Raw genomic sequence first — 20014 nt, 5'->3', positions numbered from 1 at the left:
AAAGGGCCCCGGATCCTGGCGGATCCGGGGCCCTCGGCACTTAGGCCGGGCACCCTAAAGCGGTGCAGAAATGCTCGCCGTCAGCCGCTGTGGCTGCGGGAACCGGTCAGTACCAGTTGTTGGCGAGGTGGAAGTTCAGGGCGCCACACGGGGAGCCGTAACGCTCCTTGATGTAGTCCAGGCCCCAATTGATCTGGGTGCGGTAGTTGGTGCGGTAGTCCGCTCCGGCGGTCGCCATCTTCTCGGCGGGCAGTGACTGGACGATGCCGTAGGCGCCGCTGCTCGCGTTGGTGGCCGTCGTGCGCCATTCCGATTCCTTGGTCCAGAGCCGCTGCAGGCACTGCATCTGGTCTGCGGCCCAGCCGAAGGACCCCAGCTTGCTGGCCGCGTAGGCCTGGGCGCCGGCGGGATCGTTCAGGGCAACAGGCGCAGCAGCTTTTGCGGGGGCAACCTTGGCGGCCACCTTGACGGCGGGCGCGGGGGCGGCCTTGGCAACTGGAGCGGCCTTCGGCGCAGCCTTGGTGGCCGCCTTCGGGGCCGCAGCCTTGGTGGCCTTGGGAGCCGCAGCCTTAGGGGCAGCCTTGGCGGTCGCCTTGGTGGCGGACTGCGGAGCGATGGACGCGGCGGACGGGGCCGGCAGTGCGGAGATCAGCGTCTTGTCGAAGCTCAGCGTCTGCCCGGCGTCGGCGGTGGTGGCTGCGGATGTCTTGGCGGCGGAAGGTGCAGCCTGGTCGGCTGCGTGTCCTGCGGCGCCGACGCCAACGAGCACGGCCGCGGCAGTGGTCAGGACGGCTGCCCGGCGACCGAAGGACGGCAGGCCTGCAGCGAACCGGCCAAGTGCAGTCTTGGGCTCTGCCTGCTCGGCGCGGTGGCGTGAAATCGTGCGGCCAGACTTGTGCGAGGCGCGTTCAGGGCGCGCCTGAGTCTTAAATTCAGACATGGTGGATTGCCTCTCAACACCTGCGGAGTTAGCTGTCGGGTTCGGATGAGGTCATCCGGCCGCACGGAAAATTCACGTGTCGGCTTCACCCCAAGGGCTGATGCGGAAAGCCCGGGACTCTGGTTCCCCCGCCTCTGCCTGATGTAGCGGAATCCGGGAAGCGGCAGAGCTGGGCGTCAATCCGGACATGCGGCTCTAGTGGCGGCCGCACCATATCGACGGTACAGGAGGCTTTTGATTAAGTCACATTTAGGTAACGGGAATCACGACGACGGCGCGGCGCCTTGCACGGGCAGGCGAACGGCAAATTCCGTCCGGCCGGGCCGCGAGGTGACCTCCACCGTGCCGCCGTGCGCTTCCACGATGGACTGCACGATGGACAGGCCCAGGCCGCTGGTTCCCTCTGCCGGGGCGACGCCCGATTCTCCCTGTGAAGTCCCTGATTCTCCCCGCGAATCCGCGGTACGGAGGGCCGTTGCGCCTCCGGCGGCAGAGCCCTTCCCTGCTGCGGGTGCAGGCGCCAGGGGTGACGGAACGGGCGTCGCACGTGAGGCGTCTGCGCGGGCGAAGCGCGCGAAGACCTTGTCCACGAATTCGGGCGGGATGCCGGCGCCGTCGTCCGTGACAGTAATCACAGCGCTGCCGTCGGCCGAGCGCATCACGCCGGTGGTCACCGTGGTGCCGGGCGGGGTGTGTTTGCGGGCATTGGAGAGCAGGTTCACGAGGACCTGGTGCAGCTGGGAGGCATCGCCGCGGACGGACACCGGTTCCTCCGGAAGGTCGAGGCGCCACGCCCGGTCCGGCGCCATGACTTTCTCGTCGCTGACGGTCTCGATCACCAACTGCGTGAGGTCAACGTCGCTGAGTTTGAGCGGCTGGCCCTCGTCGAGCCGGGCGAGCAGCAGAAGGTCCTCCACCAGGGCGGTCATGCGCTCCGACTGGCTCTGCATGCGTGCCAGCGAGCGCTGGCCGTCCGCGGTGAACTTTTCGGTCATGCGCATCAGCTCGGTGTAGCCGCGGATGGCCGTGAGCGGTGTCCGCAGCTCGTGGGAGGCGTCCGCGACGAACTGGCGCACCTTCATTTCGCTTTCCTGCCGCGCCTCCAGCGCGTTGGAGACGTTGTCCAGCATCTGGTTCAGGGCGTGCCCCACGCTGCCCACTTCGGTTCCCGGATGGGCGTTCGACGGCGGGACTCGAACGGCGAGAGCCACCTCGCCGGCCTCCAGCGGCAGGCGCGACACCTGCGTGGCCACCTCGGAGAGCTGCTCCAGCGGCTTCATGGTGCGGCGGATGAGCACCGTCCCGGCGAGCCCGATCAGCACGAGTCCGCCCAGCGAGACGATGGTGATGGTCCAGACCAGCGACGTCAGGGTGCTCTGCTTCTCTGCCAGGGGAAGCCCGGTGACCATGACGTCCCCGTAGGGGGTCTGGGCGGCAACAAGACGGTAGGCCCCGGTGGACAGGGTGCGGTCGACGGGGATGCCGTCGCGGCGGAGCCCCAGAAGGGCCTCGTTGTCTGCGGCCGAGAGTGTCTTGCGGGTGGCATCGGAAGCGAGGAACCCGGCGCTGACTTCCCCTGACTGGATCCTGGCCACGAGGGTGCCCACCCGCTGGCCGCGGCCTTCGAGCGGATCCGGCTTGTTGCCGGGGGAGCCGAGCGGCGGCCGGCCGAAGTCCCGGGCCCTGTCAGCGGCTCCGGTGAGTTGGTCGTCGAGCTGGCGGGTCAGGAAGGAATCCATCGAGGCGTAGCTGAAGAGGCCGATGGCGGCGCATATGGCCACCAGCAGCGCCATGGCCACGAGGACCAGGCGGGTGCGCAGGTGCCAGGTGCCCGGTTTCAGCCAGCTTCGGCGCTGGGTACGGACTGCACCGGAAAGGTTTGCCACGGCCTACTCTGCCGGCTTGATGACATAGCCCGCGCCGCGGACCGTGTGGATCATCGGCGGGTGCACGGCATCCACCTTCTTGCGCAGGTAAGAGATGTACAGCTCCACGATGTTGGCCTGGCCGCCGAAGTCGTAGTTCCACACCCGGTCCAGGATCTGGACCTTGCTGACCACGCGCTTGGGGTTCTCCATGAGGTAGCGGAGCAGCTCGAACTGGGTGGCGGTCAGCTGCAGCCCGTCGCCGGCGCGGGTGACCTCGCGCGTGTCGAGGTTCAGGACCAGGTCGCCCACCACGAGTTCGGCGGAGTCCATGGCGGCCACGCCGGAGCGCTGGACCAGCCGGTGCAGGCGCAGCAGGACTTCCTCCATGCTGAACGGCTTGGTGACGTAGTCGTCGCCGCCCGCGGCGAGGCCCACGATGCGGTCCTGCACCGCGTCCTTGGCGGTGAGGAACAGCGCCGGGACCTCCGGCGCGAAGGCGCGGATCCTGCCCAGGAGTTCGACGCCGTCGAACCCCGGAAGCATCACGTCAAGCACCAGCACGTCCGGGCGGAATTCCTTGGCGAGTTTCACGGCCTCCGGGCCGTCGGCCGCGACGGCGACGGACCAGCCGGCCATGCGCAGGCCCATGCTCATGAGTTCGGAGAGGCTTGGCTCGTCGTCGACCACCAGGGCGCGGATGGGGGATCCGTCCGGGTGGGTCAACTGGGGAAGGTTGTTGGTCATGGAGTGCGAAGTGGCCATGTGACAACTCTCCGTTCTGGTGTTTAGCCGCCGCTTTGGCAACCCTGTGCGCCGGCTGTGAATCCCAGCCTAGCGAGCTGAAAGGCGCCGCGTCCCCGTTTTTCAGGTCACAGCCATGGCTCTTGCGCCGCACAGGCCAGACACAGGAAGGTTTTCCAGTCTGGAACGGACACTTCCGCATCCCTAAGGAGATAGCAATGAGCGGACAGCAGCACACACCTGTTCCAGAAACCACGCCCCTGCCTCCGGCGCCGCAGCCGGAAGGGCATTCGCCCGGCTGGGGCTCTGCCGGGGGAACCACGACGCCGGCTCCCACGAACGCTGCCCCGGCGCCTTCCGCTTATGCACCGTCCGCTTATTCACCGTCTGTATACGCACAATCCGCTTTTGCGGCGGACGACGATACGTACAACCACTATGCCGCCGGCCCCCGGCCAGCCGACCCCGTGCCAACGGAGCCCCGGTCAGGGGAGCCCGCAACCGAACCGGTAACGTCGCTGGGCACGTTCTCCTCGGGAAGCGCAGCTTCACATGCGGCACCGCACCCCGCGGTGTCGAGCTCGCCCGCCGGCGGCGCTGGAGCCGGCTGGGGAGGACCGCCGCCGGCGGGCGGCGCCGGCTGGGGCGTGCCGCCGTCGGCCGGTAAGGCCGGAGGACCGGCGGCTAACGGTAAGCCGTGGACCATGAAGCGTGGGCTGGTCGTGGCCGGCGCGGCCACAGTGCTGGCCGCCGGCGCAGGAGCCACCGTGTACGGCCTGGGCAGCAACGCTGCCGCCGCCGGCGGAACGGCTGCCGGAGCCCAGGGCGGACTGTCGCAGGGTGGAACGCAGGGCGGGTTGGGCCAAAGCGGTGCCCAGGGTGGCCTGCCACAGGACGGCGGGTCGCTAGGCGGTCCGGGTGGCATGCAGGCGCCGGGCAACGGAACCGTGCCGGGGCAGGGAGGCGACTTCGCCCCCAACGGCCTCGGCGGCATGGGCAGCGGCGTCTCTGCTGCAGTCCATTCGGAGTACGTCGTCGAGGAGAACGGGGAGTACGTCACCAAGGTGGCGCAGCTCGGCACCGTCTCCGCAGTTTCCTCCGGTTCCGTCACGGTGAAGAGCGCCGACGGTTTCACGCGAACCTACACGCTCAGCGGAGACACGGTGGTGGGCAACATGCTGCAGAGGCGCCAGCAGTCGGCCACGGGCGAGCTGACAGTGGCCGACATCGTCGCCGGAGCCACCGTGCGGATTGTGGCGGGCAAGGAAGGCTCTGCCTTTCCGGCGGAGAGCCTTCAGGTGAGCGGCATCACCGGAACCGGTGGGAGCACGCAGCCGGGCGGAACCAGCGGCACGGGCCAGACCAGCTGATCGTCCAGCCGGGCTGAGCACCTGGCCGGGCTGAACTGGTCGGGCTGCATGAGACGGGACGGCGCAGCGCCCAGGTTAACCGGGCGCTGCCGCCGTCGTTCATTCGGATTTGACCGCAGCCCCAACCCGGGCTTGGACAAAAATACGCCGTCCAGACTGCGTCATAGCTGGACAATCGGCGTATCGCGGCTGCGGGTTTCCGGCAATTCAGAGGTCATTGAATATTCAGCGCGAATTTACGCAGAAATCGAAGAAGATTCTGCAGGACCAGCTTTCCGACCGTCCGTTCGGGAAAATAAAACAAAAAATCGACCGCTCGCAAATCTGTGATTTGCCGCACAAACTGGCCGTTTGTCTCAGCATGCGGACAGTTCCGTCCATTGTTACTTGCAAGTTTTCATTGTTACGTTGCACACTTTCAAATGTGAACAAGAACTCAACAGCACCTGCAGCCGCAGAATATTGGCCCAGCACATCCGCTGCTGCCGAGATGCGCTGTTGTCGAATGCACGCCTAACTTTCACCACCCCACGAAGTTTTTAGGCATTCGCCCCCAGCCCAGCGTAGGGCGCCCCTCCCCAGAATCATTGCGGGGACCCAAGCATTCGAGCCGCGATGACGGCCATTCACATTGAGGTAAGCATTCATGTCAGTTGCATCCGGATACGTCCACATCTCAGTCCGTAACGCCAACAAGGCAGGCCAGGCACAGGGACTGCGCCAGGGATTCGGCGCCCGCCCCGCCTTCGCTCCCGGCGGCCAGGCCAACAGCATTCCGGCAGCCCCGGGTTACGCACCCCAGGGATACAACCCGAACTCCTACGGCCAGCTGCGCGCCGTGCAGGCTGACGAAGCCGCGCCGCTTACCGCGCCCACCCCTCTTGTGGCCCCGGCCGTCACCGCGCCGGTCCGCCCGGTTCCGAACGATAATGTCGCCCGCGGGTTTGTCCTGTACATGGGCATTGACGAGGAGACCGCGGCCGCCGCCGGCACCTCGATCGCCAAGCTTGCCCAGGAGATCCGGGCCTACGCCCAGTCGCTGGTTACCGGTGCCGAGAGCTACGCCGCCGTCGCTGTGGCCCCGGCCAGTGCGCCCGGCTCGGCGCTCGACGTCGTCCGTTCCACCTTCGGTGACCCCACGGTCAATGCCCGGCAGCGCACCGAGACCGCCCGCGTGCAGCCGGCCCAGGACCCGCGTCCCTCCGGTGTCCTGATCGACCTCGCCCGCCGCGAGGTGCACCTCGACGGCGAGTCCCTGAACCTGACCTTCAAGGAATTCGAACTCCTCAACTACCTCGTGGAGAACGGCACCCGCACCGTGGGCCGCGACGAACTGCTCGAGGGCCTGTGGCGCAACGCCGAAGAAGTGCCGAACGAGCGCACCATCGACGTCCACATCCGCCGCCTCCGCTCCAAGCTGGGTCGCCTCGCCAACACCGTGCGCACCGTCCGCGGCCAGGGCTACCGCTTCTACGAGCACCCCGAGGTCGTTGTCTGGGCCGCTCCGGAGTACTCGATCTAGTCCCTGGCCACCTAGCACTGGCCTCCGCGGCTGGGGATAGGCTTGGGCCATGAGCGCGCACCATAAGAAGCGGTTGGTCCTGATGCGCCACGCCAAGGCCGACTGGCCTGGCGGGGTGGCAGACCATGAGCGTCCCCTGGAGGAACGCGGCCACCGCGAGGCCCCGCTTGCCGGCAAATGGCTGCTCAAGCACAACATCGTCCCGGACTTCATCCTGTGCTCCAGTGCGCTGCGGACGCGGCAGACGTGCACGTGGGTGTGCAGTGAGCTCGGTGAGAAGGCCCCGACGCCGAAACTCGAGGACGGCCTCTACGCTGCCTCCGCCCTGCGCATGCTTGCGGTCATCAACCATGTGCCGGACACCGTGACCACGCTGATGGTGATCTCCCACATGCCCGGCGTGCAGGACCTGGCCATGCATCTGGCATCGCGCGACTCCAACCACGACGCCTACATGGATGCCGCCACCCGCTTTCCCACCAGCGGGCTGACGGTGCTAGAAACGGAAAAGCCCTGGGCTGAACTGGATGGCCAGGACGCCAGGCTCACACACTTCAAGGTCCCGCGCGCCCACTAGCCGCGCGCTCTTGCGCCGACGAGTAGGCTTGTCCCCAGCGTCGTCTAATGGGGAAGGGCCGCCATGCTGAATTCCGTATCCGCCCGGTGCCGGGCCGGTGCCCGGCGGTGCGCTGCCGCCGTCGTCGTTCTCCTGATGCTTTCCGCCGGCGCCCAGCAGGCAACTGCGGCGCCGTCCGGTGAGTTGCTGTCCACGCAGGTGGTTTCGAACCCCGGCAATGCGTGGGTCCTGGTGAACAAGTCCCGCCCGCTGAACCCGCGGCAGTTCGCGCCCACGGACCTCGTCAGCTGGAGCGGCACCGGCCATCTGCTCCGGCGCCAGGTCGCAGGCTCCCTGGGCCAGCTGTTCGCGGGCGCGCGTGCCGCGGGCTATTCGTTGGAGGTCATCAGCGGCTACCGGTCCTACGCATCCCAGAGTGCCCTGTACAACTCGTACGTGCAGATGTACGGGCAGGCTTACGCTGACCAGATTTCGGCCAGGCCGGGATACAGCGAGCACCAGACCGGGCTCGCGGTGGACGTCGGCAATGCGGGCGGCGCCTGCGGACTGACGGATTGCTTCGGCGCCACTCCCGGCGGGCGCTGGGTGGCGGCGAACGCCCACCGCTACGGCTTCATCGTGCGCTATCCGCAGGGCTACACCGGCATCACCGGCTACACGTATGAGCCCTGGCACCTGAGGTTCGTCGGCGTTCCGCTGGCCACCGAAATGAAGAGCCGCGGCATTGCCACCATGGAACAGTACTTTTCCGCCAGGCCCACCATCAGGAGCGGGGCTGACGTGCTCGCCGCCGACTCCAGCGGCGTGCTGTGGTCCTATCCGGCCAACGGCAAGGGCGGTTTCGGCACCCGTGTGCGGATCGGACCGGGCTGGTCCGGCCTGAAGGCCGGCTTCGTCGCTGACTGGAATGCCGACGGCGTGAACGACATCGTGGCCCAGTGGAAGACCGGAACCCTCTCCGTGTACCGCGGCAAGCTCTCCGGCGGGTTTCTCAGCCCGGTCCGCGTGGGCAGCGCCGGATGGCAGTCCATGCACATGACCGTGGGGAAGTGGCACAACGGACAGCGCTACCCGGGCGTGGTGGGCACGGCAGCGGACGGCGCCATGTACTTCTACCCGAACGCCACTGGCGGCGCCCTCAGCGCGCGGCTCCGGCTCGGGCAGGGATTCCAGGGCATGAAACTGACCATGGCCGACTTCGACAACGACCGGCGCCAGGACCTGCTGGTCACCACTGCGTCCGGAGAACTCCTGCTGTACAGGTCCGACGGCGCCGGCAAGTTTGTTGCCGAATCCCGCCGTCGGGTGGGGACCGGCTGGAATGCGCTGGTCCAGTCGCACGCGTCGTTCGGCTTCCAGGGGTCGGGAACGCGCGGTCTCACCTCAAAGACGACCGATGGGCGCCTCGTGTACTACAGCCTGGGCAACAGCCAGTTCACGGGTCTTCGGACTGTCGGGCCGGGCTGGCAGTCGTACAACATCTTCCGGTAGCCGGGGCCCCTGGTTTAGTCGCCGCCCTTAGAGCCGCCACTTGTACCGTCGCCGGACTCGGCGCTGGGTGGCTGTCAGCGGCGCGCAGTCCGTCCGTCGGACCGCTGGACCGGCTTCTGTTGGGTGGGCCGCTTTTGCTGCGCCGGTTTTTGCTGTGGCGGCTTGGGCTGGGCCGGCTTCTGTTGGGCCGGCCGCTGGGCCTGCTGTTGCCGGACAGGCGCCTGCGTTGGTTGCCGCGCCCCCGCCGGAAGCCTGGTTGCAGGACGCGCCGGTGCTCCGGCTGCGCGGGCCGGCCCTGGGCTTCTGGCCGTCCCTGTGCCCCGGGCCGGGTCTGCTGCGGTCCGGGCCGGGCCGGCGGCGGCGCGGGGCCTGGCGGTCTGGGTGGAACGGCTGCGTCCTGCTTGCCGCAGACGTCGGCGGGAGGGCCAGACCGCGGCGCAAAAAAGCACCAGCAGTGAGAAGCATCCAGAGGCCGCCGCCAGATAGAAGTAGATGTCCGAATCCCGGGTGGTCACGGCCTGACCCAGGGCTGCCGGACTTTGGTTGAACGCCAGCCCCCACATGCGCAGGAAGGCGATGCTGCAGCCGATGAACAGGCTTGTTCCGGCCCCGCCCGCCAGCAGGGCAAGGTAGCGGCGCCGCGCAAAGGCTTCGGCCACGGATGCCACGTACCCCACGGCAACGGCGCCAAGGAATGCCACCAGGGCGGCTTCCTCCAGGGTGTAGGCGGTCAGCACCAGCAGGCCTGCCGCCGCGGCAAACGCACCAATCGCTGTCTTTCCGCTGTTACCCATGTGACCCATGGGACTAATCATCCCTGAGGATCGAGCCCCTTCAGCACGTAGCCGCGCATGATCGTCATGATCGCTGCAACGCTTTGGTCACGGCTCCGTTCCGGGTTGTAGGTCTGGCGGTCCAGCCCCACCACGAAGCAGGCGCCAAACACAGCCGCCTCCAGGCTTCCGCGGGAAATGGACTGGTCCACGGGGTACTCTGCCGCCACGCTTTCGATGGCCGTGCCGATCACCTGCAGCAGCCGGGTCCGGAGCTCCACGAAGGTTTCCTGCCATTCGCTCGGGGTGCGCCACTGTTCGCCCACCCACAGCCTGGCGAAGGACGGATACTCTGCCATGAAGTCCATGGCCTGGCCGATCATCGCCTCCATGCCGGCCAGCGGATCCGCCGCTCCGCCACGCACGCTGAGCAACCGGGCCTCGAGGATGTCCACGCCATGGCGCAGCAGCTGGGCAATCAGATCTGACTTGCTGCCGAAGTTGTAGTAGACGGTTCCCTTGGACACGCCGGCCGCGGCGGCGATCTCGTCCACGGTCACGCCTGACGCGCCGCGTTCCCCGATCAGGTCCATGGATGCCTCGAACAGCTTCTGCTTCGTGGCATTGGTCCGGCCGGGGCGGAGCTTCCTCGGTGCAGCGGGTTCCTGATCCGCCTCCAGCGTGCTCATACGGCGATCTCCGGTTTCAGGGTCTTGAGGGTCCAGAACTTGTTCTTGCGGACGGCCAGCGTCGAAAGGGCTATCCCCAGCAAAGTGTAGCCAAACAGCCCCGCCAGGGTCGCCGGGATCAGGGACAGGTCCGCGCCGTAGACCAGGTGCCGCATGCCGTCCACCACGTAGCCCATGGGCAGGACCCGGTGGACCGCGTGCAGCGGCTCCGGCGTGGTCTGCCACGGGAAGGTGCCGCCGGAGGAGACCAGCTGGAGCACGAGCAGGATGAGGACCACCAGCTTCCCGGGTGAACCGAGCAGCGCCACCACGCCCTGGATGATGGCGCTGAACGCCATCGCGGCCGCCAGCAGGAACAGCCACATCAGCCAGGGGTGGGCAGGGTGCAGTCCCAGCCCCACATTGACGACGACGGTCAGCACGCTCGCCTGCACGGCGGACACCGCCAGGAACGGAAGCCAGCCGCCGACGGCGATTTTCCACGCCGGCGCGTTGGAAGCGAGGGCGCGCTGGGTGACGGGCCGCATGGCCTGGACCAGCATGAAGATGCCGATCCACAGCGCCAGCGTCATGAAGAAGGGGGCGAGCCCTGCCCCGTAGGAGCCGGCCTTTGCCTGCGAGACGTTGCTGACCGCCACGGGATCGGACATCACGGCCGAGAGGTCGCTCTTCTGCGAGTCGTCGGGGTGGGGGACCTTGCCGGCACCCTGGGCCAACCCGCCAGCCAGTTTCCCGGCCCCGGCGGAGGCGGTGCCCGCTCCGCTCTCCAGTTGCGCCGCGCCGCCGTCGAGCTTCTGGGCACCTGCCGACAGCGCAGCGGAACCGTCTACCGCCGACTGCTCACCGGAGGCCAGCGTTGAGGCGCCGGCCGCCAGCCGGTCTGCCCCGGCAGACGCCGTCGAGATGCCGCCGGTCAAGGCCGGTGCGGCGGCAGCCAAGCGCGCCGCGCCGGCACTGACAGCCGCTGATCCGTCGGAAAGCTGCTGGATCTGCGCGGCGTCTGCCTGGATCTTCGCTTTGGCATCGCCGACCGGGCCGGAGGCGGCTGCGGAATCGGCTTCCGCGAGCACCTTGTCCGCCTGCTCCTGGGTCAGGACACCGGCGGCCACCAGCTTGCTGTTGGACTCCTGCAGCCGGCCACGGAGGTTGTTCTCAGCAGCCGCCAGCTGCCCAACGGCGTCCTGCACCTTGTTGTTCAGCGCCGCGTTTCCGGCGGCAACCTGCGCGGCCCCGTCAGCGAGGCGCTGTGAATCCACCGGCAGCCCGGCCGTTTTGTCCCGAAGCTCTGCCAGCCCGCCGCTCAGCTGCCCTGCGCCGGCCGAAAGCTCGTTGGCACCGTCGCGGAGCCTGACCTGGCCGTTGTAAAGGTCGGCGGCGCCGGTTTTCAGCGTTCCGGTTCCCTCGTGGAGGGTGACAGTACCGTCATGCAGCCTGGTGACGCCGTCGGCCAGCTGGGCGGCACCGTCGGCGGCCTTGACCATCTGGGTGTGGATGGTGCCGAATCCGGTGAGGAGCTGGTTGGCCGTCTCCGCGCCGACCTCCTTGGCCACGGACGCGTGCACGGCAGTGGTCAGCTTGTCCACGATGGTGCTCAGCAGATAGTTGTTGGCGTCGTTGGTGGTCACGTTGAGCATCGCCTGGGTGGCCGAATCGAAGCTGCCGGGCGAGGCGAGGTTGGCCGAGAAGTCCTTGGGGATCTTCAGCGCAAACGCGTACTTTCCGTCGCTGACCCCCTGGTCCGCCTCTGCCGCGGACTGGACGGTCTGCCAGTTGAACACGTGGCCCTCGAGGAGGCTGTCCGCCACCTTTTGCCCGGCTTCCAGCCGCGTCCCGTCGCCGGCGGCGGACCCGGCGTCCTCCACCACGAGCGCGGCGTCGATCCGGTCGAGGTTGCCGTACGGATTCCAGTTCGCGTAGAGGTACACCGCGCCGTAGAGCAGCGGCACCAGGGTGAGGGCCAGGATGGTCAGCTTGGGCAGCAGCCCGCCGGTCATCCGCTTGAGTTCGGAGCGCGCCAGCCGCAGGACAGTCACTTGGCCACCCCACCCGTCACGCTGGAGCCGCCGGTCACGCCGGAGTTTTCGTCCACATAATCGGACTTCGGGGGCGTTTTGGTGCCATTATCTGGACAAAAACTCGCCGCGGAAGGACGGGCGGGGGCGTTGCCGATATCCGCAGTCGGCCCGGTCCAGCCGTCCGGGAGGGCAGTAACGGTTGCGAGGACGGCGAGTGGCCGGCCGCCGTCGTACGCCAGTTCGCTGAGCCGCGGCAGCCAGCCGGCGGGGTCGGCGCCGTGCCTGTCGGGGGAGTCCACGACGAGGAGGTCCGTTGCAGGGTTGGCGAGGGCCAGCGCAGTGAGGAGCTCGGTGCGGCGTGCCGGGGGGAGCTGCTCCGTCCACATGCCGGCGACGTCCTCGAAGCGGTTGACCTTCAGCCACGGCTTGCTGAGCAGGGCGCCGCGGTAGCGCCGGGGCACCAGGGCCAGATCCTCGGTCACCAGGTCAGCGACGCTCAGGTGCTGTTCGGGTTCGTTGACGCCGGGGGAGTCGACCAAGGCGCTGGCGCGCCGCAACGGCCTGATCCCTGCAGTGCCGCTCCAGGTGACCGTGCCGCCGTCGGGCTTCATCCGGCCGCTGAGAACAAGCGCCAGCGCCGTCCGCTGGTCCTGGCGGTCGCCGGTCACCAGCAGCAGTTCGCCGCGGGATACCTGAAGGGAAGTCGGCGGCAGGAGGTCCAGCCGCCGGCCTTTCACGCCGAGCTGTTGTGCGCAGAGCAAAGGGAGCCTTTCGCAGAAGTTGTCTGCATCAAGGCTAACTGAACTGACTAGTCAGTTCAAATAAGAATGTGCCAATCGGGATCAGAGGCCGTATTTCTCCAGCAGCCGCAGCCAGACCTCGCTGATGGTGGGATAGGAGGGGACCGCGTGCCAGAGCCGGTCAAGCGGGACCTCCCCGACGACGGCGATCGTCGCGGCGTGCAGGAGTTCGGCGACGTCCGGCCCGGCGAAGGTCGCACCGAGGAGCACCTTGCGGTCCTCGTCCACCACGAGCTGCGCCCAGCCCTCGTAGTTCCGGGCATGCAGCGAGGAGCCCGCCACTTCGATCGGCAGCTCCACCGACGAGGCGTTGTAGCCGTCCTTGCGCGCCTGCTCCAGCGACCTGCCGACATTGGCCAGCTCGGGGTCGGTGAACACCACGTTGGGAACGGCGTGTTCGTCGGCGGTCTGCGCATGCCGGCTCCACGGCTCCGGCTCCCCGCGCAGCTCGCCCTTGGCCCGGGCGGCAATCGCCGCGCCCGTGGCCCGCGCCTCGTACTTGCCCTGGTGGGTCAGCAGCACCTTGCCCGCGGCGTCGCCCACCGCATACAGCCAGGGACCGTCGCCATTGCCCGCCGCTTCCGCCACCAGGCCGGTGGAGTCGGTGCGGATGGCCAGGGGCTTGCCGTCGCCGGCGGACAGGCCCACGTTTTCCAGCCCGAGGCCTTCCAGGGCAGGCCGGCGGCCGGTGGACACCAAGAGCTTGTCCACCGTGACGGTGTCACCGCCGTCGAGCGTGAGCGTCAGGGAACCGTCGGAGTTCCGGTGGACGCTGCGGGTCTTGGTGCCCAGCCGGAGCTCCACGCCGTCGGCCCGCAGGCCGGCGGCCACCAGGTCCGCGGCCTCGGCAGGGAAGTTGCGCAGCAGTCCGCTGCGGGCCACCAGCGTGACCGTTGATCCGAGCCGGGCGAAGGCCTGGGCAAGCTCCGTGCCGGCGACGCCGCCGCCCAGCACGCCAAGCCGCTCCGGGACCTCCTTGGCCGAGGTCGCCTCGCGCGTGCCCCAGTACTCAACCTCGGACAGCCCGTCGACGGGCGGCTGGTTGGGTGTGGAACCGTTGGCAAGTACGACGGCGTGACGCGCCGTGAGTGCGTAATCGTCGCCGTCCAGCCCGGCCACCTTAACTGTCCGCTCGCCGGTGATGCGTGCCCGGCCTCGGATCAGTTCGATGCCGGCGCCCTCCACCCATTCCACCTGGCTGGCATCCTGCCAGTTTGAGGTGAAGGAGTCGCGCCGTTTGAGGACCGCAGCCGCATCGAGTGTTCCGGTCACGGCCTCGCTGGCGCCGGGAACTGCCTGGGCTCCATGCAGCGCGGTGCCCGGACGCAGCAGCGCCTTGGATGGCATGCACGCCCAGTAGGAGCACTCACCGCCCACCAGTTCGGCTTCCACCAGGACCGCCGTCAGGCCTCCCTGCACCACCCGGTCCGCGGCGTTTTCCCCCGCGGCGCCGGCGCCAATGACAATGACATCGAATTCCCGTTCAACAAGACGTGGCATGGCAAAAGCCTACGCCCGCCGTTACCGCTGGGTATGGTGGCCGCTGCCGTAACAATGGACCGGCCGTTCCGGGGACGTGGGACATCCGCTACGGTGAGGAAAAGTCCGGACAGTGCAAAGGAGCCCCCATGCAGCCCTCCAACGTGGTTCCGCCGGCCCGCTTCAGCGCTCAGGCCCGCTTGCGCGCCCTGCAGTCGGACATCATGGAACTGATCCTGGACCGCGAGCTGGAGCCCGGCGATGCCCTCCCCACCGAAAACGAGCTGTGCCTCGCGCTCGGCGTGGGCCGGAATACCCTCAGGGAGTCACTGAAGGTCCTGCAGGCCCTGGGTGTCATCGAAATCCGCCACGGCTTCGGCATGTTCGTGGCGCCCAGCAACTTCGAGTCCCTCGCCGACGGCCTCATTTTCCGCGGGCGGCTGTCCCTGCGGCACCACGGCCTGGAGGCGCGGCAGCTCGTGGATGTCCGGCAGGCGCTGGAGGCAGGCCTCATCGGGAGCGCAATGGACGAGATGACTGCCGGCCAGCTGGCCGCCATCGAGGAATCCGTGATCCGCATGGAAAAGAGTGCGACGGCGGGGGAGGCGTTCGTGGAAGAAGACGCCGAATTCCACCGCAGGCTCTTCGAACCCCTTAACAATGAACTGCTGCTCAACCTGCTGGGCGTCTTCTGGAAGGTCTACCGCAAGATCTACACGGAGGTCGGCCCTGGGGTGGAGGATCTGCCCGCGATCGCGGCGCTGCACCGGAACATCTTTACGGCCGTGGCCGCCGGGGACAAGGCCAGAGCCGCCCGCGAGCTGACCCAACACTTCGACGGCTTCCGGCAAAGGATTGTGGAGGCCGTCGGCGAATAAGCTATTTTCGGAGGGCAGGGGCGTAGGGTCTCTGCCAAGCAGGGCTTAACGCAGAAGGTCCGCACCGGTTTCCCGGTGCGGACCTTCTCTCTGTGCGCCCAAAGGGATTCGAACCCCTGACCTTCTGTTCCGTAGACAGACGCTCTATCCAGCTGAGCTATGGGCGCATCTTCCGTTTCGTTTCGAACTTTTCCTTTTCGCTCGCCCCGAACCTCGAATAACTTTACGCGAGGACGGCCGCAGTTCCAAATCGAGAGCCATGTAATTTACGCAACTAGACCGGTCTATGTGACCTTCGTCACTAATTTCGAGTTTTCTAAATCCAAATTCCGCGAGTTTCCGCGGAATTTGTCTTCCGGCGGGCAGGACATCCGATGTCTGACCGCGAATTGGTCCAGATCATCAGAAATAGCATTTAGCACACACCACTGAACCCGAAGAAGGGAACTGCAATGGCCCACCTGGCGCGACTGCCGCTGCTTGAGAAAGCACCCACCACCCATGCCGGTCTGCTGGCCTGGGTTGAAGAGGTCGCTGGGCTGACCCAGCCGGACCGCATTCATTGGGTCGACGGCTCCGAGGAAGAAAACACCCGCCTCACCGATGAACTCGTTGCGGCCGGCACCCTGAAGCGGCTGAACCAGGACCTGTTCCCCAACTCCTTCGCAGCCTTCTCGGATCCTGCCGACGTGGCCCGTGTTGAGGAGCAGACCTTCATCTGCTCCGAGAAGGAGCACGACGCAGGCTTCACCAACAACTGGATGGCCCCGGCGGAGATGAAGGAGAAGCTGCGCGGGCTGTTCTCCGGCTCCATGCGCGGCCGCACCATGTACGTCATTCCGTTCGTCATGGGCCACCTCGATGCTGAAGATCCCAAGTTCGGCGTCGAGATCACCGACTCCGCCTACGTGGTTGCCTCCATGCGCATCATGGCCCGCATCGGCACCGACGTCCTGAACCGGATCACCGAAACCAACGCGTTCTTCGTTCCAGCCCTGCACTCCCTGGGCGCTCCGCTGGAGCCCGGCCAGGCAGACGTCCCGTGGCCCTGCAACCCGGACAAGTGGATCGTGCACTTCCCCGAAGAGCGCTCCATCTGGTCCTTCGGCTCCGGCTACGGCGGAAACGCGCTGCTGGGCAAGAAGTGCTACGCCCTGCGCATCGCGTCGGTCATGGCCCACGACGAGGGCTGGCTTGCCGAGCACATGCTCATCCTCAAGCTCACCTCGCCGGAAAACAAGACGTACTACGTCTCGGCAGCCTTCCCGTCCGCCTGCGGCAAGACCAACCTCGCCCTCCTGGACCCCACCATCAAGGGCTGGAAGGTGGAGACCCTCGGCGACGACATCACCTGGATGCGGTTCGGCAAGGAAGGCGAGCTCCGCGCCGTCAACCCCGAGGCCGGCCTGTTCGGCGTGGCCCCCGGCACGGGCTGGGGCACCAACCCCAACGCCATGCGCGCCATCGCCAAGGGCAACAGCATCTTCACCAATGTTGCGCTGACCGACGACGGCGGCGTCTGGTGGGAAGGCATGACGGAGGAAACTCCCGCCCACCTGACCGACTGGCAGGGCAACTCCTGGACGCCTGAGTCCGGCAAGCCGGCAGCCCACCCGAACTCGCGCTTCTGCACCCCGATCGACCAGATCGACATGCTGGCCGAGGAGTACCACAGCCCGAACGGTGTGGAACTGTCCGCGATCCTGTTCGGCGGCCGCCGCAAGACCACCATCCCGCTGGTCACCGAGGCCCGCGACTGGACCAACGGCATCTTCATGGGCTCCACCCTGTCCTCGGAGACCACCGCTGCTGCGGCCGGTGCCGTCGGCGTGGTCCGCCGCGACCCCATGGCCATGCTGCCGTTCATCGGCTACGACGCCGGCGACTACCTGAACCACTGGGTCAACCTCTCCGCCAAGGCCAACCCGGAGCGCCTGCCCAAGATCTTCCTGGTCAACTGGTTCCGCCGCACGGCAGAGGGCGGCTTCGCCTGGCCTGGCTTCGGGGACAACTCACGCGTCCTCAAGTGGGCCATCGAGCGGCTCGAAGGAAAGGCCGACGCCGTAGAGACCCCCATCGGCTTCGTTCCGACCGGCGACGCCATCGACCTCGAAGGACTCGACATGACCCCCGCCGAGGTTGAGGAAGCGGTGCACGTCGACCCCGAGGAGTGGAAGACCGAGCTCGCCTCGATCGAGGAGTGGTTCGCCAACTTCGGTGACTCGCTGCCCGCCGCGCTCCAGGGCGAACTCGACGGCCTGAAGTCCCGCCTGGCCTAGTCCCCACTGCCTCCCCAATCTCGCAAGCTCGATTGGGGCCCCTCGGCAGCGTGGGCCCACCTGGCCTAGACCGGTGAAAGTACGACGGCGGCCCCGCACCTTTTTCTTCAAAGGTGCGGGGCCGCCGTCGTCCGTCTTGGAGTTTTTGTCCAGATAATGGCCGCTAAAGGCCTCCAAAGCCGCGACAAGTGGACAAAAACTCCAAGGCCGGAGGGGCTAGGAGGCCAGCCAGATGTCCGGGCCGAAGACCTCGTAGTGGATCTTCGTGGCCGGGATGCCGGCGTTGATGGCCTCGTTGCGGATGTTCTTCATGAACGGCAGCGGGCCGCACAGGTACAGCGATGCGTCGGCGGGGAGGTCCACTTCGCGCAGGGACATGAAACCGGACTTGGAGCCGGCCTCCGGCTGCTCAAGCCAGAGCTGGAGGTCGGCGCCGTCGAGGCGTTCGACGTCGTCCGTCATCTGGGAGCGCAGGGCCCAGCTGTCCAGGGTGCTTTCGGCGTGCAGGACCAGGACCTGGCGGTCGGAGCCGGTTTCGGCAAGCGAACGCAGGATCGAGGCCGTGGGCGTGCAGCCGATGCCTGCGGAGGCAAGGACCACGGGGCCGTCGCCGTCCTTCAGCGTAATTTCGCCGTAGGGGTTGGAGATGTCGATGACGTCCCCCACTTCAACGCTGTTGTGCAGCACGGGGGAGACCTCGCCGCCGTCGTCGAGCTTGGTGGTGAAGCTGCGGCTGGTGCCGGCGTCGCCGGAAAGGGAGTATTGGCGGACCTGGCGGATGCCGTCGGGCAGGGTGACCTTGACGCTGATGTACTGGCCCGGCAGCGCCGGGGTGACCGGGGTGTCATCGGCAGGCGCCAGGGTGAACGTCATCGATCCGGTGCCGGCGGGGGTCTTTTCGACGACCGTCCACGGCATCCACATTGCGGTGTTCGCCTGTGCCGCGTACAGGTCCTTTTCCAGCTTGATCAGGGCGTCCGCCATGAGCCAGTAGACCTCGGTCCAGGCCTCGGCGATTTCCGGCGTGATGACCTCGGCCAGGTCGTCGGCGATCGCGGCGAACAGGTGCTCGTAGACCACCTGGTACTGCGGCTCGGTGATGCCGAGGGAGGCATGGCGGTGCGCGATGCGGGACAGCACGGTCTCCGGCAGGGTATCCGGGTTGTTCACGAGGTGGGTGGCGAAAGCGGCGATGCTGCCGGCCAGGGCCTGCTGCTGGTTGCCGTTGCGCTGGTTCGAGCGGCTGAACAGCCCGTCCAGGAGTTCCGGGTGCGCGGCGAAGAGCCGTGCATAGAACTTGGGGGTGATCTCGCCGATTCGTGAACCGACCAGGGGAAGGGTGGCTTCGATGACAGGACGGGCTTTGTCCGAGAGCATTGACACTCCTGAGCTAGTGGTCCGGGGTCTTTGGCCGGACCGGGGCTGCAGATACTGGCATTTGAAATGCGACTTTCTGCTGAGTCATTTCTACACCCTGTAGAAGTGATTTTCCAAATGGGGAGGGGAGTGTGCCGGAGCTGGGCCTTGAGGGGCCCGTGACGGGCGAAGCTCAGGCGCCGGGGCGCAGCCCGATCGCCTCGAAAACGGGTGTCATCTGGCGGGACGTCGGCAGCTCGGCCACCACGACGTCGTCGAGCTCGCGGTAGAAGGCCTCGCGCGCCCGGGCGAGGGCGCCGCGGAGCCGGCATTCATTGATGAGGGGGCAGCTGCCCGCCGGGCCGATGCACTCGGCGGCATCCTCGCGGGTGTCCAGCTCCCGCAGGACCTGGCCAACGGTGACACGGCGGCCGGCCGCGCTGAGCCGCGACCCGCCGTTGCGGCCACGCTCAACATCGATGAGGCCCAGCATTCGCAGCTTCGCCACGGCCTTGCTGACGTGGTTGTAGGGGGTTCCGACGGCGTCCGCAACGTTCTGGGTGGTGAGCAGGCCGCCCTCCGGGGCGGCAGCGAGCACCATGAGGGCGCGCAGGCTGACGTCCGCGAAGGCGTTGATTTTCATGCTACTAGCCTAATAGCCTGTGCAAATCGCCGGTCCGCCTTTGGCGCATCGTGTGGTCCGTGCGCGGCGGGGGAGCAGGTCAAAGCGCTGTTCCGGACCGGTCTAGGCAGCCCAAATGACGGGCTCGTTGGAGTCGGCCGCAAGGTCGCCGAACGCCCACTCGCCGCCGCCGTTTCCGGGCGAATACGGCAGGACGGCCGCGAAGACCGCTCCGTCCCGGTGTTCGGTGGCCACGTGGATGGCGTCCGAGTCCTCTTCGACCAGGGTGATGTCGCAGACGATCGCGGCGGCGCGGAATTCGTCCCGGTGCTGGCGCAGAAGTTCCGTGATGTCGCGGATCATCCCGTCGGCGTCGAACTCGCTGTCCCCGCCGGCCTCCGGATCGGCCGGCGACACCGCCACCAGCCGGACATCGCCGTCGTTCTCCACCACGAGGGCGAACGGCAGGAACCCGCCGCTGCGTTCAAGCTGCTCCTGGGCTGCCGCCAGTCCGGTGCCCAGGAGGTTTTCCAGGTCCGTGGCCGTGGCCTCCGGTACGGATGCGCGCCACGACGGCTCGGCCGGTGTCGAGTCGGGTGATGCCACCGGGCGGT

General features: G+C 67.4%; 17 protein-coding genes, 1 tRNA gene and 1 riboswitch. Of the genes, 6 read left to right on the top strand and 12 right to left on the bottom strand.

Annotated elements, in window-relative coordinates; translation table 11 throughout:
• Nucleotides 1–106 precede the first annotated feature (106 nt).
• From R5O87_RS09980 to R5O87_RS09970, 3 genes are all read right to left on the bottom strand, one after another.
• Nucleotides 107–940, bottom strand: a complete 834-nt coding sequence (locus tag R5O87_RS09980) for an aggregation-promoting factor C-terminal-like domain-containing protein (protein ID WP_410555159.1) — start codon at nucleotides 938–940, stop codon at nucleotides 107–109.
• Between the two features lie 5 nt (nucleotides 941–945).
• Nucleotides 946–1109, bottom strand: a riboswitch (cyclic di-AMP (ydaO/yuaA leader).
• Nucleotides 1110–1203: 94 nt separating this feature from the next.
• A complete protein-coding gene (locus R5O87_RS09975) occupies nucleotides 1204–2826 on the bottom strand; it encodes a HAMP domain-containing sensor histidine kinase (protein WP_410555158.1) in 1623 nt (540 codons plus the stop codon).
• 3 nt (nucleotides 2827–2829) lie between these two features.
• Nucleotides 2830–3570: a response regulator transcription factor gene (locus R5O87_RS09970; protein WP_410555157.1), complete on the bottom strand. Its 741-nt coding sequence runs from the start codon at nucleotides 3568–3570 to the stop codon at nucleotides 2830–2832.
• A 683-nt stretch (nucleotides 3571–4253) separates the two neighbouring features.
• On the opposite strand from R5O87_RS09970, the gene R5O87_RS09965 reads away from it, so the two are divergent.
• From R5O87_RS09965 to R5O87_RS09950, 4 genes are all read left to right on the top strand, one after another.
• On the top strand, nucleotides 4254–4919 hold the full coding sequence (locus R5O87_RS09965) for a hypothetical protein (RefSeq protein WP_410555156.1): 666 nt from the start codon (nucleotides 4254–4256) through the stop codon (nucleotides 4917–4919).
• A gap of 646 nt (nucleotides 4920–5565) precedes the next feature.
• On the top strand, nucleotides 5566–6441 hold the full coding sequence (locus R5O87_RS09960; protein WP_410555155.1) for a winged helix-turn-helix domain-containing protein: 876 nt from the start codon (nucleotides 5566–5568) through the stop codon (nucleotides 6439–6441).
• Between the two features lie 49 nt (nucleotides 6442–6490).
• Nucleotides 6491–7018, top strand: coding sequence for a SixA phosphatase family protein (locus R5O87_RS09955; protein ID WP_410555154.1), 528 nt, complete (start codon nucleotides 6491–6493; stop codon nucleotides 7016–7018).
• Nucleotides 7019–7081: 63 nt separating this feature from the next.
• Nucleotides 7082–8509, top strand: coding sequence for a D-alanyl-D-alanine carboxypeptidase family protein (locus R5O87_RS09950; protein WP_410555153.1), 1428 nt, complete (start codon nucleotides 7082–7084; stop codon nucleotides 8507–8509).
• Nucleotides 8510–8583: 74 nt separating this feature from the next.
• Here the strand turns inward: R5O87_RS09950 and R5O87_RS09945 are convergent, their stop codons facing one another.
• The 5 genes from R5O87_RS09945 to R5O87_RS09925 form a co-directional block, all read right to left on the bottom strand.
• The gene (locus R5O87_RS09945) at nucleotides 8584–9303 is read right to left on the bottom strand and encodes a hypothetical protein (protein ID WP_462836421.1); all 720 of its coding nucleotides are present in this window, start codon (nucleotides 9301–9303) and stop codon (nucleotides 8584–8586) included.
• A gap of 17 nt (nucleotides 9304–9320) precedes the next feature.
• Complete coding sequence (locus R5O87_RS09940; RefSeq protein ID WP_410555151.1) at nucleotides 9321–9971, bottom strand: TetR/AcrR family transcriptional regulator; 651 nt, start codon at nucleotides 9969–9971, stop codon at nucleotides 9321–9323.
• A complete protein-coding gene (locus R5O87_RS09935; RefSeq protein ID WP_410555150.1) occupies nucleotides 9968–12004 on the bottom strand; it encodes a YhgE/Pip family protein in 2037 nt (678 codons plus the stop codon). Before R5O87_RS09935 ends, R5O87_RS09940 begins: the two co-directional genes overlap by 4 nt.
• On the bottom strand, nucleotides 12001–12747 hold the full coding sequence (locus R5O87_RS09930) for an ABC transporter ATP-binding protein (protein ID WP_410555149.1): 747 nt from the start codon (nucleotides 12745–12747) through the stop codon (nucleotides 12001–12003). Before R5O87_RS09930 ends, R5O87_RS09935 begins: the two co-directional genes overlap by 4 nt.
• Nucleotides 12748–12828: 81 nt before the next feature.
• Nucleotides 12829–14286, bottom strand: a complete 1458-nt coding sequence (locus tag R5O87_RS09925; protein WP_410555148.1) for a dihydrolipoyl dehydrogenase family protein — start codon at nucleotides 14284–14286, stop codon at nucleotides 12829–12831.
• Between the two features lie 128 nt (nucleotides 14287–14414).
• On the opposite strand from R5O87_RS09925, the gene R5O87_RS09920 reads away from it, so the two are divergent.
• Nucleotides 14415–15143 (top strand): FadR/GntR family transcriptional regulator, encoded by a 729-nt coding sequence (locus tag R5O87_RS09920; RefSeq protein WP_410555147.1) that lies wholly within the window; start codon nucleotides 14415–14417, stop codon nucleotides 15141–15143.
• 93 nt (nucleotides 15144–15236) lie between these two features.
• Here R5O87_RS09920 and R5O87_RS09915 read toward each other — a convergent pair.
• Nucleotides 15237–15310 (bottom strand) — tRNA-Arg (locus tag R5O87_RS09915).
• 285 nt (nucleotides 15311–15595) lie between these two features.
• On the opposite strand from R5O87_RS09915, the gene R5O87_RS09910 reads away from it, so the two are divergent.
• On the top strand, nucleotides 15596–17422 hold the full coding sequence (locus tag R5O87_RS09910; RefSeq protein WP_410555146.1) for a phosphoenolpyruvate carboxykinase (GTP): 1827 nt from the start codon (nucleotides 15596–15598) through the stop codon (nucleotides 17420–17422).
• Nucleotides 17423–17638: 216 nt separating this feature from the next.
• Here R5O87_RS09910 and R5O87_RS09905 read toward each other — a convergent pair whose 3' ends face one another.
• From R5O87_RS09905 to R5O87_RS09895, 3 genes are all read right to left on the bottom strand, one after another.
• On the bottom strand, nucleotides 17639–18799 hold the full coding sequence (locus R5O87_RS09905; RefSeq protein WP_410555145.1) for a globin domain-containing protein: 1161 nt from the start codon (nucleotides 18797–18799) through the stop codon (nucleotides 17639–17641).
• A gap of 172 nt (nucleotides 18800–18971) precedes the next feature.
• Nucleotides 18972–19421 carry an RrF2 family transcriptional regulator gene (locus R5O87_RS09900; RefSeq protein ID WP_003801248.1) on the bottom strand — a complete coding sequence of 150 codons (450 nt, stop codon included), beginning with the start codon at nucleotides 19419–19421 and terminating at the stop codon, nucleotides 18972–18974.
• Nucleotides 19422–19523: 102 nt separating this feature from the next.
• Complete coding sequence (locus tag R5O87_RS09895; RefSeq protein ID WP_410555144.1) at nucleotides 19524–20006, bottom strand: hypothetical protein; 483 nt, start codon at nucleotides 20004–20006, stop codon at nucleotides 19524–19526.
• Nucleotides 20007–20014 lie beyond the last annotated feature (8 nt).

It is taken from the genome of Arthrobacter globiformis (assembly GCF_046536215.2).
In the GTDB taxonomy this organism is placed as follows: Bacteria; Actinomycetota; Actinomycetes; order Actinomycetales; family Micrococcaceae; genus Arthrobacter; species Arthrobacter globiformis_E.
Note: the sequence above shows the minus strand (reverse complement) of the source record. Positions and strands in the feature narration are given on the sequence as shown.